Raw genomic sequence first — 16,230 nt, forward strand, 5'->3', positions numbered from 1 at the left:
CACCGTTCCCTCGCGTCGTCGACCCCGTCGCAGAGGTAGAGCCATAGATGTAGGGAAGGGACGGCTTTGGCGGAGGCGTCAGCGGGCAGAGATCGAGGACCGTCTGCCCGCGCGGGAGCGGATGGCGTGAGAGGACGGGAGGACAAGGGGACCACTATCGTCTGCCTCGACTTCGACGGTACGCTCGTGGACGACGAGGGCCGTATCCACCCCGCCGACGTCGAGCTCCTGGCGAACGAGCGCTCCGTCGCCTTCGTTCCGGCGACCGGACGCCCGCTCCACTCGGTGCGACGCACGTTCGAGCGCTACGAGCTCTTCGTGGGTCGCCCGATACCGTTCCCGCTCGTCCTGGAGAACGGGGCGGCGGTCTACGACGAGAACGAGGAACTGCGCGCCCAGCGCTGCTTCGACCCCGACCTCCAGGACGCCCTCATGCGCGTCGTCCTGGCCTCGACGGGGGCGAACTTCCTGATCTACAGCCTGGACGAAGTCGGGTTGCTGCGGCCCGACGAGAAGCTCCTGTCGCTGGTCCGCCGCTTCGACATGGACCCCCAACCGTTCGACCCCGACGCGATGAAGCCCCTGACGAAGGTGGCGGCCACCGCCGGGGACCTGGAGACGCTGCGCGCGTTCGAGGCCAGCACCGCGGGGCTGCCGCTGGAGCTGACCTACTCCCTGCCGAACGTGCTGGAGCTCACCCCCGTCGGCGTCCACAAGGGCCAGGGCCTCGCCACCCTCCTGGACGGGACGGAGCGCGCCGATGCCGGAGGGGAGGTCGTGGTCGCGGGGGACGGCGAGAACGACCTGGCGTTGTTCGACCTCGCGACCCTGTCCTTCGCGCCCGCGGACAGCCCGCCGGAGATACGAGCCCGCGCGGATCGCGTCCTCGACGTGCGAAAGGAGGGGCTGCTCACACCGATCCTGCGCGAAGTCCGCGCACGAGCGAACGGGGCATGACCCCGGCTCCGCGGGCTTCAGCCCTTCGCGATCTCGAGGCCGAGCTCTCGGAACGGGCCGAGGATCTCCTCCGGAACGTCGTGATCGGTGGCCAGGTGGGTGTACGCGGTCGCCGGCGCGACCACGAAGGAAGAGGCCGTGCCGAGCTTCTCGGCTGAGGCCAGCGCCACCACCCGGTCTGCGCTCTCGATCATCGCGCGCTTGACGAGCATCTCCTCGTAGTAGGGGTGGCTGACCCCGACCTCCGGGTGCATGCTCCAGATGCCCTGCAGGCACAGATCGGCGTTGACGGAGGCGAACGCCTCGACGGTCTGCGCGCCGACGGCGAGTATGTTGTCCTTATACAAGGTGCCCCCGATCACGACCACCTCCAGGTTCGGGTGCTCGGCGAGCGCCGCCGCGGTCGTCGGGCTGTGTGTTACCACGGTGGCTTCGAGGCCCGCGGGCAGGTGCCGCACCACCTCCAGCGCCGTCGTGCCGCCGTCGAGGATGATCACCTGCCCGTTCTCGACCAGCCCCACCGCCGCACGCGCGACCGCGACCTTGCCCGCCGACGCCTGGCGCCTGCGAGCCTCGTGGGTGCCGGTGACCGCCGAGCGCGGCAGCGCGCCGCCGTGGACCCGCCGGAGCTTGCCCGCCTCCGCCAACTCGCGCAGGTCGCGCCGCACCGTGTCCTCCGAAACCCCCAACGCCACGCTCAGGTCGCTCGCCACGAGCTTCCCCTCCACCCCGAGCATCTCCAGGATGCGACCCCGCCGCTCTTCCTTTAACATCGTTACTCCTGCCCGTTTTTCCGTATTTATCGTTGTTTCTGCACACAAAGCCTTGACAGTGCGCGTTTTCATCCGTATCGTTTCGCACAAGGGATTGTCCCCGGCGCGCACAGTTTACCGATGGGGAGCGTGGGGCCGGGAGGAACGGGGAAAGGGGACGAGCGGTGGAGAAGACCTATGTGATGGGCATAGACGAGGGCACGACCGGGGCCCGGACGCTCATCTTCGACGGGGACGGCGAGATCGTCGCCGAGGCCGCGCGCGAGCTGACGCAGCATTACCCTCGTGCCGGTTGGGTCGAGCACAACCCGGTCGAGATACTCGAGGTGCAGTTGGAGACCATGCGTCACGCCCTGGAGAAGGCGCAGGTTTCGCCGCGGGGCATCCGCACGATCGGGCTGACCAACCAGCGCGAGACCGCGATGGTGTGGGAGAAGGAGAGCGGGCGGCCGATCTACAACGCGATCGTCTGGGCCTCGCGCCAGTCCGCCGACGTCATCGAGCGCTGGGCGGCGGCGGGGTTGGCCCAAGAGGTCCGCGAGAAGACCGGGCTCATAATGGACGCGTACTACTCCGCTTCAAAGATCGCCTGGATCCTGGACCGCGTGGAGGGCGCCAGGGGACGGGCCGAGCGCGGCGAGCTCTTGGCGGGAACGATAGACGCGTGGCTCATGTGGAACCTCACCGGCAGGGAGCGCTTCGTCACCGACTACTCCAACGCCGCGCGCACCATGATGTTCAACATCCACGAACTCAGATGGGACGAGGAGCTTCTGGACGGGTTCGGCATCCCGGTCACCATGCTGCCGGAGGTGCTCCCTCCGACGCCGACTTCGGGACGGTGGGGCAGGTGTTCGGGGCCGAGGCCCCGATACAGGGCGTGCTCGGGGACCAGCAGGCGGGCCTCTTCGGCCAGGCGTGCTACGAGAAGGGGCTCGCGAAGATGACGTTCGGGACCGCGGGCGTCTTCGTGCTGAACACCGGTTCGGAGCCCGTGGTGCTCGACGGTGTGACCGCCAGCAGCGCGTGGGGGGTGAACGGCGAGGTCGCGTACGAGATCGAGGGCGTCATCTACGCCTCCGGCAAGACGATGCAATGGCTGCGCGACGACCTGAAGCTCTTGCACACGGCCCCCGACAGCGAGTGGTACAGCGGCCAGGTGCCGGACACGCAGGGGGTGTATCTCGTCCCCGCGTTCACCGGCCTGGCCGCCCCCGAGTGGGACATGTACGCCCGCGCGGCCATCGTGGGCATGTCCAGCAACACCAACCGCCTCCACGTTATCCGCGCGGGGCTGGAGTCGATGGCCTACCAGACCAGGGACGTCGTCGACCGGCTCCTCCTTTCGGGCGAGGTGGGGCTCTCGGAGCTCAGGGTCGACGGGGGTGCGGCGAAGAACTCGATCCTCTGCCAGTTCCAGGCCGACATCCTCGGCATCCCCGTGATACGCCCGAAGAACACCGAGGCCACGGTGACCGGTGCTGCGTACCTCGCGGGGCTCTCCAGCGGGCTGTGGAAAGACCTGGGCGAGGTCGCCTCGCTCTGGCAGGAGGAGCGCGTCTTCGAGCCCCGGATGTCCGAGGAGCGCCGCGAGCAGCTTTACGCCGGCTGGAGGGAGGCGGTCAAGCTCACCCGCGGGTGGGCCAAGAAGGTGGTCGTCGACTAGCGTTCTGGGTATGCGAGGGTCGAGATGAACGGATACGAAAGGGGAAGCGTTTGACGTTCGAGGAGAAGCTGGCGGACCCGACGGACCTCGACGGGCTGCGCGAGGCGCTTCGCGCGGCCGACCCCGAGGGGAGGCTCGCGCCGCTCGGGATGGGCCGCATCGAGATCGGGCCCGACGCCTCGGGCTTCCTGCCCGAGGCCGTCCTCGAGCTCGTCGGGGACGAAGGCGGGCGCGTCGTGCTAGTGACCGACGCCACGCCGATACGGCGGGGCTCCGAGGACCTGAAGGAGATGGCCGGGCGCCTGCTGCGCGAGGCGGGTTTCACGGTGGAAAGGGCGGTGGTGGGCGCCGGCCACGACGAGCTGCACGCCGACGAGGAGGCCATCGCCGAGGCCGAGGCCGCCGTCGCCGGGGCTGATTGCGTGGTAGTCGTCGGGTCGGGGACGATCTCGGACGTCTGCAAGGTCGCCACGGCGCAGACGGGCGGCACCCCGCTCGTGGTCGTGCAGACCGCGGCCTCCGTAAACGGCTACTCCGACGACGTCTCGGTGCTGCTCAAGAGCGGGGTCAAGCGCACCGTCCCCTCGCGCTGGCCGGACGTGCTGCTCGCCGACCTCCCGACGCTCGCCGAGGCCCCGCACGCGATGAACGCCGCGGGCTACGGCGACGCGATCGCGATGTACACCGGCCCCGCCGACTGGTACCTGGCCTCGCTCGTGGGGATGGACGACTCCTACCACCCGGCGCCCATAGAGATGGTCCTGGGCTACGGCCCGGACCTCGTCGAGAGCGCGGGCGCCGTACGCCGCCACGAGCCGGAGGCGCTGGAGAAGCTCGTGCGGGCGCTCACGCTCGGGGGGATCGCCGCGGGGGTGACGGGGACCACGGCCTGCCTCTCCGGCACCGAGCACCTCGTCAGCCACCTGCTCGACATGAACGCCGGGCAGAAGGGCCTCCCCTTCGCCTTCCACGGCGCCCAGGTCGGGGTCGCGATGCTGCCTGTGGCCGCCGCCTGGGAGGTGTTGCTCGCCGAGTTCGACCCCTCCACGGTCGACGTCGGCGCCTGCTTCCCGGAGCCCGAGGCGATGGAGCCGGTGGTGCGCGAGGCCTTCGCCGGCATCGACCCGACCGGGGCGATGAGCGACGAGTGCTGGGGCGACTACAACAAGAAGCTCGTGCGCTGGCGGGAGAACAGAGAGACGTTCGAGGCGTTCCTGAACGACTGGCCCCGCCACCGCGCCGAGCTGAAGGAGATGGTGGCCCCGCCCGAGAAGCTGGCCGGGGCCCTGACCGGGGCCGGGGCGCCCGCGCGCTTCGGCGAGCTGGATCCCCCGGCCTCCCCAGAGGTCGTCCGTTGGGCGCTCGGGAACTGCCACCTCATGCGCAACCGCTTCACGGTCGCCGACCTGCTCTTCTTCCTGGGCTGGTGGGACGACGCCTTCGTCGAACGGCTCCTGGACCGCGCGCGCTCCGCGGGGGGAGGGCTTTGAGGGTTAACCATCCGGTGGGTAGGGAGGAAACCGAGTGAACCCGTCGACGAAGGGTACCGCTCGTCCCGAGGGCCGCGAGAGCGCTTCTCGGGGCACGGAGGCGACTTCACGGGAGGGTTGCCGCGTGATTTGACGGAGAAGCGAAGTACGGCGGCAACGAATCGCAGGCGAAACGAGGAGGTAGATCCGGTGGCTCACGTAGGAGACATGGTTGCGGAGATGCTCGCCCGCTACGGGGTGGAGCAGGTCTTCGGGCAGCCGGGGGGGCAGACGGCCGCCCTGTACGACGGCATCGCGAAGCGATCGCCGCGCATCCGCCACATGCTGGTGCGCGACGAGCGGAGCTCCGCCTACGCCGCCGACGCCTACGCCCGGCTCACGGGCAAACCCGGCGTCTGCGACGTCACCGTCGGCCCCGGCACCACGAAGTTGACCGACGGCTTCGTCGAGTCGTTGAACGCCTCGGTCCCGGTTATCGCCATCGTCGGCGAGCTGCCGAGCGACTGGGAGCCCTTGCGGGACAAGGGCGTGGCGTCTCAGGGGTTCGACCAGATCAGCTTCCTCAAGAGCATCACCAAGGCCACGTACACGGCCGCGAGCCAGAGGTCGCTGCCGCAGCTTATCCGCTCGGCGTTCCGGACGGCGACCTCCGGGCGGCCCGGTCCGGTGGCGCTCGTCATCCCGCACGACGTCATGGACGCCGAGTGGGACGGGGACGAGACCGCCCTTGAGATCGACGACCGCTACACGCGCGCGCCGGCCTACCGTCCCGTCGCGCCCCCGGACGACATCCAGGAGGCCGCGGACCTTCTGGGCCGGGCCCAGAGGCCGGTCATCGTCGCCGGCGGCGGCGTGCTCGGCTCCCGGGCCACCGACGAGCTGACCCGGCTGGCCGAGACCGTGGACGCCGTGGTCGTGACCACCTTCACGGGCAAGGGCTCGATCTCCGAGACCGGCCCCACTCCGGGGCGTGCTGAACCCCCTCGGGGGCTGACCGCCAACAGGGTGGTCAAGCGGGCGGACCTCGTCTTCTGGTGCGGGAGCAAGGTCAGCCAGAACACGAGCGTCAACTGGACGATCCCGGCGCCCGAGCAGGCGACGATACACCTGGACGTAGACCCGGCCGAGCCGGGGCGCACCTTCCGGCCGACCGTCGCGCTCAACGGGGACGTAAAGTCGACGCTCTCGGACCTGCTGAACCGCGTCGAGCCGCAGGAGCGCGCGGACTGGCTGGACGAGGTGGGCAACATCAAGGAGGAGGAAGCCGCCCCGATCCGCGAGGAGGAGGCTTCGGACGCGGTCCCGCTCGCCCCGCCGCGCGTGATGCGCGAGCTCAGGGAGAGGCTCTCCGCCAGGGACGTCGTCATCAGCGACGCCAGCTTCTCGGCGGGCTGGATCTCGGCCTACCTCAAGGCCCCCGAGGCGGGGCGCAACTGGATCTTCGCGCGCGGGCAGGGGGGCTTGGGCTACTCGTGTCCCGCGGCGCTGGGGGCCGCCGTGGCGCGGCCCGACGACCGCGTCGTGACCATCAGCGGCGACGGGGGCTTCTACTACGCCATCGGCGAGCTCGCCACGCAGGCCCAGAACGGCTTGAAGGTCATAAACGTGGTCCTCAACAACGGCATCCTCGGCTGGCTGCAGATGTGGGAGGAGATCTTCTTCGACGGCATGCGCCAGTCCGTCGACCTCGAGACGGAAGCGAGCCAGCCCGACTTCGCCGCGGCCGGCGCCGCGATGGGCTGCCTCGGCATCAAGGTCGAGCGGCCCGAGGAACTCGGCGAGGCGCTGGAGCGCGCCTTCGCCGCCGAAGGACCGGTGGTCCTGGACATCCGGATCGACTCCAGGGCGACGCCACTGCACAGCTTCCGTCGCCGCCTCGCCGAAGGGGCCGAAGGCAGAACCTTCGACCGCCCCGGCACCACCTACGAGCTGCGCCCGTGGAACAGGTCCGCAGAAGCCGCCGACATCGAGCAGGAGGGCGTGATCGCAGAGTAAAGCAATGCCGAAAGGTCCCGAAGCCCGCCCGGGCCGAGGCGACCCATAAGGGAGAGAGACCGAACCCGCGGGTCATCGCGTGGGGAACGCGATGGCCCCGCCCGAAACGGCATCCAGGCTTCGACCGCCGACGGAGCGTCGCCGAACAGGGGCCGAGGGGACGGCCAGGGGAAGAAACGGTAGGGAAAGGAAGCAGAAGGATTATGGAGAACGGCAAGCCGATCGTGGTGACCGTGGATGCGGGATCCGGGAGTTGCAGGGCGCTGGCGTGGGACGCCGACGGGCGCATGCTCGGGCTTTCGCAGCAGGAGTGGAACTACAAGGCCTCGGAGTACCCGGGCGGGATGGACTTCGACACCCGGGACGGTTGGCGGCGGGCGACCGAGTGCATAAAGGCCGCGCTCTCCCAGGCGGGCGCGAGGCCCGAGGACGTCAGGGCGATCACGGCCACCAGCATGCGCGAGGGTTTCGTCGTCTACGACGAGGGGGGCCAGGAGATCTGGGCCGTCCCGAACGCCGACGCCCGCGCGCAGAAGGAGGCCAAGGAGCTCATAAGGGACGGCCTCGCCGAGCCGATCTACAAGCGCGGCGGGGACTGGACCTCCATCGCCGCCTCCGCCCGGCTGCGGTGGATAGAGGCTAACGCGCCCGAGGTCTGGGAGAAGGCGCGCCACATAACGATGCTCGGCGACTGGGTCCTGCAGAAGCTCTCCGGCGAGTACGTCACCGATCCGTCCTTAGGCTCCTCCTCGGGCCTCTTCGACCTGAAGACGCGCGACTGGTCGAGGGAGACGGCCGAGGAACTCGGGATCTCGCGCCTCCTGCCGCGCGTCGCCGAGTCGGGCGTCGTGGTCGGAGCTGTCACCAGGAGAGCCGCCGAGGAGACGGGCCTCCGGGAGGGGACCCCGGTGGTCGCGGGCGGGGCCGACACCCAGCTTGGCCTCCTCGGGGGCGGGGTCGTCGAGGCGAACCAGTTCGGGGTGGTAGGCGGTACGTTCTGGCTCACGGCCGGGATCGCCGACAACGCCCTGATCGACCCGGGCATCCGCCTCCGGACGCTCTGCCACGTGATCCCGGACCGCTGGATGATCGAGGGCGTGGGCTTCGTGCACGGCCTCTCTACCCGCTACGTCCGCGACGGGCTCCTCAGGGCCGCCAACCCGGACATCTCCACCGAGACCGGCTACGACAAGCTCGACGAGCTGGCTTCCCGGTGCCCCCCGGGCGCCAACGGCGTCTCCTACTTCGCCTCGAACGTCATGAACGCCCGCTCCTGGAAGCACGCCCCGCCGTCCATCGTCGGCCTCAGCCCCTTCGCCATCGACGAGACCGGCCTCGGGGCCATCTTCCGCGCGGTGATGGAAGAGGGCGCCTACGGGGCGCGGGGACACATGGAGATCCTCGAGGAGGTCTACGGGCGCGGGGTGGACGATATCACCTTCGTCGGCGGCCCCTCCCGCAGCCCGGTGTGGGCGCAGATCCTCTCGGACGTGCTCGGCGCGCGGGTGCGGGTCCCGGAGGTCCTGGAGGCGACCTGCCTCGGCGCGGCGCTCTGCGCCCTCGTCGGCGCCGGGGCCTACACGGACCTCGCCGAGGCGGCGACCGCCACGGTCACCACCGCCAGCGAGTACGAGCCGAACCGGCAGAACAAGGAGGCCTACGACGACCTCTACCCGCGCTGGCGCGCCCTCAACGACCACATGATCGCCGCCGCCGACAAGGGCCTGGCGCCGCACATGTGGACGGGCGCCGGAGCCGGGGGCCAGGAGTCGGACGAGCTGGACGAGGCCGCCGCCGCGAGCGAGGTTCCCAGCTAGAAACGGATCGTCCGCGGGGCGAAGACTATCGTCTGCTGGCGGAGGTCTTCGCCCCGGCCACCCTTCGAGAGCCCGGCTCGCGGCCGGGTCCGAGGCATGAGTGAGCCTCTCCTCGCCGACCGCGTGGCGGAGCGGGTCTACGGGGACTCGCCCGCCGGGACTGGACCGACCAGCACAGCACGAGACACATCAGGAGGCAAATACCATGGCCGGGCGCATACCCGAAGACATACAGGATCAGACCTTCGACCTCATAGTCGTGGGCGCCGGGATCAACGGCGCCGGCATAGCCCGGGACGCCGTGTTGCGCGGCCTCAAAGTGCTACTCCTGGACAAGGGTGACCTCTCCAGCGGCACGTCCAGCTGGTCGAGCCGGCTCATACACGGCGGCTTGCGCTACCTGGAGTACTACGAGTTTTACCTCGTCCGGGAGTCGCTCTCCGATCGCGAGAAGCTCCTGCGGATGGCCCCGCACCTCGTAAAGCCCATGCCGTTCGTCGTCCCGATCTACGAGCACAACAAGCGGGGACCGAAGATGGTCCGCCTCGGCATGATCGCCTTCGACCTTCTCTCCTTCGACAAGAGCCTCGAAACCCACAGGATGCTCGGCCGCGACGAGGCGTTGAGGACCGTGCCCGGCCTGAACCCGGAGGGCCTCCGGGGCGCCGCCCTCTACTACGACTGCCAGGTCGAGTACGCGGAGCGCCTTGTGGTCGAGAACGCCATCTCCGCCCGCGAGCACGGCGCCGTCGTGCTCACCTACGCACGGGTCGAACGACTCGTCCTGGAGGACGGGGCCGTCCGGGGGGTCGAGTTCGCCGACGCGCTGGGCAACGGAAGGACGTACACGGTCCGCGCGCCCGTTACCGTAAACGTCTCCGGCCCCTGGGTGGACCGGGTCCTCGCGAGCCTCGATACCCCCGGCGTCGAACCGGACGCCGGGCGCTTCATGGGCGGCACCAAGGGGACGCACCTCGTCGTCGATCCCTTCCCCGGGGCCCCCGCCGAGGTGCTGTACTACGAAGCCATCTCGGACAACCGCCCGATCCTGGTCATCCCCTGGAACGGACGGTATCTGATCGGGACGACCGACATCCGTTACGAGGGCGACCTGGACCTCGTCGTCGGCGACGAGGGGGAGATCCGGTACCTCCTTCAGGAGACCAACGCCCTGATCCCCGAGGCGAAGCTGACGCGCGAGGACGTGCTCTTCACATACTCGGGCGTCCGCCCCCTCCCCTACAACCCCGAGGGGGAGGCCGGCGGCGTCACCCGCAGCCACGTCGTCTTCGACCACGCCGAGGGCCGGTCCGCCGCTGGCGGCAAGGTGAAGAGCGCCAGCGCCGAGTTTCCGCAGGTCGGAGGCCTCCTCTCGATCATCGGCGGCAAGCTGACCACCTACCGCAACCTCGCCCGCCAGACGACCGACGCCGTCTTCAAGAAGCTGGGCCGGAAGGCTCCCCCGTCCGCCACGGACCGCGTCCCGCTCCCCGGCGGTGCCCTACGAGACTTCGACGCCTTCTCCGCGGAGTTCAAGGCGAGGAGCGGGCTCAGCGAGATGCTGGCGTCCAGGCTCCTGAAGATCTACGGCGCCCGCGCGGACGACGTGCTCGCCGAGGCCGGGGGAGAGCCCTCCCTCAAGCTGCCCCTCACCTCCCCCGCCACCGTGGAGACGGCGCTGATGGGCTGCGAGGTCCTGTACGCCTTCCGCCGGGAGATGGCCCAGACCCTGGCCGACGTCCTGCTGCGCCGCTCGATGGTGGCGTACGGTCCCGACGTCGCCCTCGACGTAGCCGACGCCGCGGCCGAGGTAGCGGTGGAACACCTCGGCTGGTCGAGGAAGCGCGCCGAGCGCGAGGTGCGCCAGTACCGCGAGTGGATCGAGCGCTACACCCCACGCGCGCTCGCCACCGCGGGGCTGTCTCCGGAAGGGGGTGAGCGGGCTTGATGTTCTCCGGGGAGGTAGCGTGGGTCACGGGTAGCAGCAAGGGTATTGGGCGCGCGGTGGCCATCGGCCTCGCGGAGCACGGCTGCGACGTGGCCGTCCACTACAACAGGGGCGAGAGCGAGGCCCGGGAGGTGGTAGAGCGGATCGAGGCCACTGGCCGGGCCGCCATCGCCGTCCGGGGGGACGTCTCCGACTCCGGGGACGTCGGGAGGATGGTCGGGGAGATCGAGGAGAGGTTCGGGCGCCTGGACGTGCTGGTGAACAACGCGGGCTCCTTCGTCGAGCGGCGCTCGTTCGAGCAGATGACCGAGGACCTGTGGGACCGGGTGATGGCGGTGAACCTCAAGAGCGTCTACCTGTGCTCTCAGGCGGTGCTGCCCATGATGAAGAGGCAGGGCGCGGGCAAGATCATAAACATCTCCTCCATGGCCGCCAGGACCGGCGGCAGCTCGAGCTCCATCGCCTACTCGGCGGCCAAGGGCGGCGTCAGCACCCTGACCCGCGGGATGGCGAAGGACCTGGGCCCCAAGGGGATCCGGGTCAACGCGGTAGCTCCGGGGCGCATCGACACGCCGCTGCACGAGGAGTTCACCCCGGCCGAGAGGCGCGAGGAGGCGGCGCAGGGCATCCCCCTCAAAAGGGAGGGCACGCCCGAGGAGATCGTCGGCGCGGTGCTGTTTCTCGCCTCACCGCACGCCAGCTACGTGCTCGGCGAGGTCATCGAAGTAAACGGCGGCATCCTTATGGATTGACCTGGCGCCGGCGCCTTGCGCGGTCTGAAGTCGAGGCGAAGATCGTCGCGCCCGCAGGCGCGGGGCTCGTCGAGGTAGAAGGAGGCTATTTATTGGCAGCGGCGATTTCTACGAGACGGACAGGGGTGAGATGCCCATGAAGATGGGAGAGCTCACCCGTGGCACCGGCGTCGGTACAGGCCGACATGGGCACCAGACGCTTCTCCGGCGACGTTTCTCCTCGCCCTCCGGTCACGAGCTCGGCGGCCCCGAAGAACCGCGGGCGCGGGTGGTCGCGGCCGGCCCCGCGACGCGCGGCCTCTGCCGTCACCGTGAGGTAGACGCCCGGCAGATGCCCGGGGGTCTCGCCCCCGTCGAGTACGCGGTGATACCGTCGCGCGTTGTTGATCGGAACCTGTACGAGGTACAAGGGCTTGGAGGTAAAGAATGAAGCATCAGGACCTGCGTGAGAGCGTGGCCCGGGTCGCGCGCCAGCTCGTCTCCTCGGGGCTCGTCACCGGCACCTCGGGCAACGTCAGCGCACGCACCCCCGAGGGAGACGTGCTCATCACCCCGACCGGCCTCGACTACGAGGTAATGGGGCCCGAACACGTGGTGCTCGTGGACGTGAACGGCAACCACCTGGAGGGCGACCTCGCGTCTTCCAGCGAGACCCCGATGCACACCGGCATCTACAGGGCACGGCCGCAGGTGGACGCCATCGTGCACACGCACTCGCGCTACGCGACCACGCTGGCGTGCCTGGGGTGGGAGATCCCCCCGGTCCACTACATGCTGACCACGCTCTCGGAGGACGGGCGGGTGCCCATCGCCCCCTACGCCCTCTACGGCACCGAGGAGCTCGCGAACAACGCGAGCGAGGCGTTGGGCGAGTCGCGCAACGCCTGCCTGCTCCGGACCCACGGCACCATCACCCTCGGCGAGAGCCCCGAAAAAGCCTTCTCGCGCACCGTGACCCTGGAGGAGATGGCCGAGATCTACTACCATGCCCGCCTCGCCGGAGGCCCCATCCTCCTCGACCGGGATCAGGTCGCCGAGGTCGCCGCCAAGATCACCGGCTACGGACAACCGAAGGCGTCTTCCTAGCACGGCGCCCGGGGCGTTCGCCCCGCCGCGGTCGGCAGACGCCGTCGCCCCTCGAAAACGGGCCGCTTCAGCGGGGGAAACGGCCCGGATCTCCCCCTACTACGCTTCTGGCATCACCGCGACCTTGATGCCCTCGCCGCTCGCCGTCTTGTCTATGGCCTCGAGCGCGTCCCGCAGCGGGAACCTGTGCGTCACCATCTTCTCGACCTCGACCCGACCGGATTCTATGAGGCGCATGGCGGCCTCGTAGTCCGAGCGGCGGGAGTTGGAGGTGCCGGTCAGGACGAGCTCGTTGTAGTGGATCAGGTTCGCCTCCACCTCGGACCATCCCGCCCCGCGAGCCCGCGAAGATGTTCACGGCTCCCCCTTGCGGGTCATCTTCAGCGCGTCGTTGACGAGCGCGGGCACCCCGATGCAGATCACGGATACGTCCACGCCCAACCCGTCCGTGTGCTCGGCGACGACGGCCGAAAGGTCCTCGTTCGCGGGGTCCACCGTCACGCTCGCCCCGAACTCCGACGCGGTCTTCCTGCGGTCCTCCGAGGTCTCGCTGACGATCACGGTCCTCGCCCCGGCGAGCAGGGAGAGCTGGAGGTGGAACAGGCCTATCGGTCCCGAGCCTATGATGAGCACGGTGTCGTCGAGGCGCGTGCCGGAGCGGCGGTGCCCGTTGACGCAGCAGGAGAGCGGCTCGGCCAGAGCCAGGGCCTCGGACGGCAGATCCTTCCCGGCGACGAACAGGTTGCCCGCCTCGACGGCGTCCGCGGGGACGCGCACGTACTCGCCGAGGCCGCCGTCCACGACGTAGCCCACGATCCTGGCGTTGGCGCACATGTTCTCCAGGTCGCGCCGGCAGAAGTAGCACCTGCGGCACGGGATGACCGGGGCCATCGCCACCGGCGCCCCCACCTCGTAGCCGCGGACGTTCCTGCCCGCTTCGGCGACGTGGCCGGCCATCTCGTGCCCGATGACCACGTTCCGGTCTATGCCCTTGGTCTTCTCCCCGCGCAGGATGCGCAGGTCAGTCCCGCAGACCGTGTTGGCCCCGACCTTCACCAGGACCTCGTCCGGCCCGATCTCCGGCGTCGGAACCTCCGCGACCTCCAGCTCACCGGGACCGCGGAATACGGCGGCTAACATCGCTGCCTCCCCGTCTTCATCGTGTTCTCCTCATGGCGTTTCGCCTCCCCCTAGCCCGTGCGGGGCCACACCGGCGCCAGGGCCTCGGCGATGGCCGTGTACGTCTCGTAGGCCTCCTCCAGCCGCCGGTGACGCTCCGGGTCGGGCTCGTGGACGCGCAGGATGCGCACCGTCCGCTCCGTGGCCTCGTCGAGCGAGCGGTAGACGCCTGCCCCCACCCCGGCGCACACCGCGGCACCCAGAGCGCCGGCCTCGTCGGCGTCGGGGATCTCGATGGTCAGGTCGAGGGCGTCCGCGAACATCTGGCTCCACAGCTCGCTCCTCGCCCCTCCGCCGGTGAGGCGGACCCGCGTGAAGTCGGAGACCGGCCGCAGGGTGTCCACGTGCCACTTGTGGTTGAAGACCGTGCCTTCGAAGAGAGCGCGCAGAACGTGACCTCGCGTGTGCCAGCCCCTGAGGCCGAAGAAGCCCGCGGTCGCTGCGTCGCCGTAGGGCGAGCCGTACAGGAACGGGTGGTAGAAGACCCGCGACTCTTCCTCGAGCACCTCCTCCACCTCTTCGTTGACGAAGGCGAAGGGGGAAGTCCCGCTCTCCTTCGCCTTCTCCACCTCCAGGGGGCTGAGGCGTTGGACGAACCACTCCAGGTTCGTCGCCGAGGCCGGCGAGGCGCCGAAGTTCGCCCATAGACCCGGGACCACGAAGTTGCGGCACAACCCGGCCTCGTTCAGCACGGGCCTGTCCGAGACCACCCCGTTGATCGACCAGGTGCCGGCGATCATGGTGAGCTGGCCGGGCTTCGTGCAGCCGACGCCGACGGGGCCGGCGTCTATGTCGTGGGCCCCCGCGACGACCGGCGTGCCGGCCGCGAGCCCCGTCGCCTCGGCCGCCTCGCGCGTGACCTCGCCGGCCACCCCCGTGCACGCGACCACCGGGGGCAGCTTCCCCTGCAGCTCTCCCAGGCCGTAGAGGGAGAGCACCTCCGGGGAGTATTCTTGCGTGTTCACGTCGGTGAAGCCGCTGCTCGACTCGGTGGTGTCGGTGGCGTACTCCCCCGTCAGCTTGAGGCGGAGCCAGTCCTTGACGAAGAGGACCCAACGCGCGCGCTCGAAGCTCTCGGGCTCGTGCTCCTTGAACCAGGCCAGGAGGGTGGCCGCGAGCGACGAGAACGGCTTCTGGCCGGTGACATCGAGCGCCCGGTCCGCAACGCCCGCCTCCTGCCAGCGCTCGAGGACCGTGTAGGCCCTGGAGTCGAGCGAGAGGACGCCGGCCCGGACGGGGCGCCCCCCCTCGTCCACGAGGTAGACGCCGTCGCCGTGGCCCGTAACCCCGACGGCCGTGATCTGGCCGCCGTCGATCCCGGCCTCGTCGAGGGCCTCGCGGATCGCGCCGCAGCACCTCTCCCAGAGGAGGTCCATGTCCTGTTCGACCCAGCGTGGGCGGGGGCTCTCGTGGACGTTGTTGACGGCGCCCGAGCCCCTCGGGCGGCCGTCCTCGTCGAAGACGACGGCCTTCGTGACCGTCAGGCCGCTGTCTATCCCGAGCAGGTAGGCACTCATCGCTTCTGCAGCTCCTCCACGTTGACCGTGTTCCTGGGACGCCCGGTCTCGTCGAGCTCCCGGACGGCCTCGCCCACCATCCGCACGGAGTTCTCCCAGGCGCTCGAGGTGCTTCCGGCGACGTGCGGGGTCAGGGTCACGTTCTCCAGCTCCAGCCAGGGGCTGCCCTCTTCCAGGGGCTCTTCGTCGTGGACGTCGAGCCCGGCCCCGGCGATGCGCCCCTCCTTCAACACCTCGAGGAGATCGTCGTAGCGCACCATGCGGCTCCTCGCGGTGTTGATGAAGAACGCCGTCGGCTTCATCTGCTCGAAGTGCTCCCTGCCGATAAAGCGGCTCGTCTCGCCGCTCAAGCGGGCGTGGAGGCTCACGAAGTTCCCCTCGCGGAAGATGGTGTCCAAGTCGTCCACCTTCTCGCCGCCGTGGGACGAGATGGTCTCCCCTTCGACGTACGGGTCGTAGACCAGGAGCGTCACGCCGAAGCCGGAGAGGCGGGACGCGAGCTGGCGGGCGACCTGGCCGAAGCCGATCAGGCCGACCGTGCGGCCGGAGAGGTCGTAGGGCTCCTGCGGGAACTCCTTGGGCCACCGGCCCGCCCGGATGCCGCGGTCCGACCGGGCGATGCTGCGCGTCTCGGCGAGCATCAGGCCCAACGTCTGCTCGGCGACCGACGAGGCGTTCCGGCCCTGGAGGTTGACGACCGCGATGCCGCGCGCGGAGGCGGCCTCAACGTTCACGTTCTCGAAGCCCGCGCGCGCCACGATCACGGCCTTCAAGTTCGGACCGGCGTCGAGGACCGCCTCCGAGACCGGTGCGAAGTGCACCACGAGCGCCTCGGCCTCTCCCAGGGCTTCGACGACCTCTTCCGGCGCCGGCACGGCCTCCGGGCCCTCCTGCTCCATAAGCTGCTGCAGGTGGTGCTGGTCCTCGGCCGTCTCCCCGGCCCAGGAGACCTCGCGGAGAGGCCCGAAGTCCTCCCCCATCTCCTTCTCGATGGCCTCCCTGAACCGCGCCGAGGAGAGGAACAGGTCGCCCACGCAGAGCACGTCCATC

At 69.7% G+C, this 16,230-nt stretch carries 14 protein-coding genes; 9 read left to right on the plus strand and 5 right to left on the minus strand.

Annotation, left to right across the window (positions count from 1 at the left end):
* Positions 1–126 precede the first annotated feature (126 nt).
* Positions 127–957: an HAD family hydrolase gene (locus GBA65_RS18310; protein ID WP_166397781.1), complete on the plus strand. Its 831-nt coding sequence runs from the start codon at positions 127–129 to the stop codon at positions 955–957.
* Positions 958–974: 17 nt separating this feature from the next.
* Here GBA65_RS18310 and GBA65_RS18315 read toward each other — a convergent pair whose 3' ends face one another.
* Positions 975–1,730: a DeoR/GlpR family DNA-binding transcription regulator gene (locus GBA65_RS18315; RefSeq protein ID WP_166397782.1), complete on the minus strand. Its 756-nt coding sequence runs from the start codon at positions 1,728–1,730 to the stop codon at positions 975–977.
* A 164-nt stretch (positions 1,731–1,894) separates the two neighbouring features.
* Here GBA65_RS18315 and GBA65_RS24630 point away from each other — a divergent pair, with 164 nt between their 5' ends.
* The 8 genes from GBA65_RS24630 to GBA65_RS18350 all read left to right on the plus strand — a co-directional run bounded on the left by GBA65_RS24630 (position 1,895) and on the right by GBA65_RS18350 (position 12,484).
* Positions 1,895–2,677 carry an FGGY family carbohydrate kinase gene (locus GBA65_RS24630; RefSeq protein WP_228281461.1) on the plus strand — a complete coding sequence of 261 codons (783 nt, stop codon included), beginning with the start codon at positions 1,895–1,897 and terminating at the stop codon, positions 2,675–2,677.
* The gene (locus GBA65_RS24635) at positions 2,581–3,396 is read left to right on the plus strand and encodes an FGGY family carbohydrate kinase (protein ID WP_228281462.1); all 816 of its coding nucleotides are present in this window, start codon (positions 2,581–2,583) and stop codon (positions 3,394–3,396) included. Before GBA65_RS24630 ends, GBA65_RS24635 begins: the two co-directional genes overlap by 97 nt.
* A gap of 50 nt (positions 3,397–3,446) precedes the next feature.
* The gene (locus tag GBA65_RS18325; protein WP_166397783.1) at positions 3,447–4,886 is read left to right on the plus strand and encodes an iron-containing alcohol dehydrogenase; all 1,440 of its coding nucleotides are present in this window, start codon (positions 3,447–3,449) and stop codon (positions 4,884–4,886) included.
* Between the two features lie 189 nt (positions 4,887–5,075).
* Positions 5,076–6,881, plus strand: coding sequence for a thiamine pyrophosphate-binding protein (locus tag GBA65_RS18330; protein ID WP_207955911.1), 1,806 nt, complete (start codon positions 5,076–5,078; stop codon positions 6,879–6,881).
* Between the two features lie 203 nt (positions 6,882–7,084).
* Positions 7,085–8,698, plus strand: coding sequence for an FGGY family carbohydrate kinase (locus tag GBA65_RS18335; RefSeq protein ID WP_166397784.1), 1,614 nt, complete (start codon positions 7,085–7,087; stop codon positions 8,696–8,698).
* 205 nt (positions 8,699–8,903) lie between these two features.
* Entirely contained in the window at positions 8,904–10,646 is a 1,743-nt protein-coding gene (glpD, locus tag GBA65_RS18340) for a glycerol-3-phosphate dehydrogenase (protein WP_166397785.1), read from the plus strand.
* Positions 10,646–11,398, plus strand: coding sequence for an SDR family NAD(P)-dependent oxidoreductase (locus GBA65_RS18345; protein ID WP_166398595.1), 753 nt, complete (start codon positions 10,646–10,648; stop codon positions 11,396–11,398). The genes glpD and GBA65_RS18345 overlap by 1 nt, the downstream gene beginning before the upstream one ends.
* 426 nt (positions 11,399–11,824) lie before the next feature.
* Entirely contained in the window at positions 11,825–12,484 is a 660-nt protein-coding gene (locus GBA65_RS18350) for a class II aldolase/adducin family protein (RefSeq protein WP_166397786.1), read from the plus strand.
* Positions 12,485–12,583: 99 nt separating this feature from the next.
* Here the strand turns inward: GBA65_RS18350 and GBA65_RS23600 are convergent, their stop codons facing one another.
* Genes GBA65_RS23600 through GBA65_RS18365 form a run of 4 tightly spaced genes read right to left on the minus strand, consistent with a single transcriptional unit; the run spans position 12,584 to position 16,229 of the window.
* Positions 12,584–12,802: a hypothetical protein gene (locus tag GBA65_RS23600; RefSeq protein WP_207955912.1), complete on the minus strand. Its 219-nt coding sequence runs from the start codon at positions 12,800–12,802 to the stop codon at positions 12,584–12,586.
* A gap of 36 nt (positions 12,803–12,838) precedes the next feature.
* Positions 12,839–13,624 (minus strand): alcohol dehydrogenase catalytic domain-containing protein, encoded by a 786-nt coding sequence (locus tag GBA65_RS18355; RefSeq protein ID WP_207955913.1) that lies wholly within the window; start codon positions 13,622–13,624, stop codon positions 12,839–12,841.
* A 50-nt stretch (positions 13,625–13,674) separates the two neighbouring features.
* A complete protein-coding gene (locus tag GBA65_RS18360; protein WP_166397787.1) occupies positions 13,675–15,180 on the minus strand; it encodes an FGGY-family carbohydrate kinase in 1,506 nt (501 codons plus the stop codon).
* Complete coding sequence (locus tag GBA65_RS18365; RefSeq protein ID WP_166397788.1) at positions 15,177–16,229, minus strand: 2-hydroxyacid dehydrogenase; 1,053 nt, start codon at positions 16,227–16,229, stop codon at positions 15,177–15,179. The genes GBA65_RS18360 and GBA65_RS18365 overlap by 4 nt, the downstream gene beginning before the upstream one ends.
* Between the last annotated feature and the right edge of the window lies 1 nt (position 16,230).

The organism is Rubrobacter marinus (genome assembly GCF_011492965.1).
Taxonomy (GTDB): domain Bacteria; phylum Actinomycetota; class Rubrobacteria; order Rubrobacterales; family Rubrobacteraceae; genus Rubrobacter_F; species Rubrobacter_F marinus.

Coding starts and splice junctions, on each gene's coding strand:
- GBA65_RS18315 (WP_166397782.1), bottom strand. CDS start 1,730: ATGTTAAAGGAAGAGCGGCGGGGTCGCATCCTGGAGATGCTCGGGGTG.
- GBA65_RS18335 (WP_166397784.1), top strand. CDS start 7,085: ATGGAGAACGGCAAGCCGATCGTGGTGACCGTGGATGCGGGATCCGGG.
- glpD (WP_166397785.1), top strand. CDS start 8,904: ATGGCCGGGCGCATACCCGAAGACATACAGGATCAGACCTTCGACCTC.
- GBA65_RS18345 (WP_166398595.1), top strand. CDS start 10,646: ATGTTCTCCGGGGAGGTAGCGTGGGTCACGGGTAGCAGCAAGGGTATT.
- GBA65_RS18350 (WP_166397786.1), top strand. CDS start 11,825: ATGAAGCATCAGGACCTGCGTGAGAGCGTGGCCCGGGTCGCGCGCCAG.
- GBA65_RS18355 (WP_207955913.1), bottom strand. CDS start 13,624: ATGTTAGCCGCCGTATTCCGCGGTCCCGGTGAGCTGGAGGTCGCGGAG.
- GBA65_RS18360 (WP_166397787.1), bottom strand. CDS start 15,180: ATGAGTGCCTACCTGCTCGGGATAGACAGCGGCCTGACGGTCACGAAG.
- GBA65_RS18365 (WP_166397788.1), bottom strand. CDS start 16,229: ATGGACGTGCTCTGCGTGGGCGACCTGTTCCTCTCCTCGGCGCGGTTC.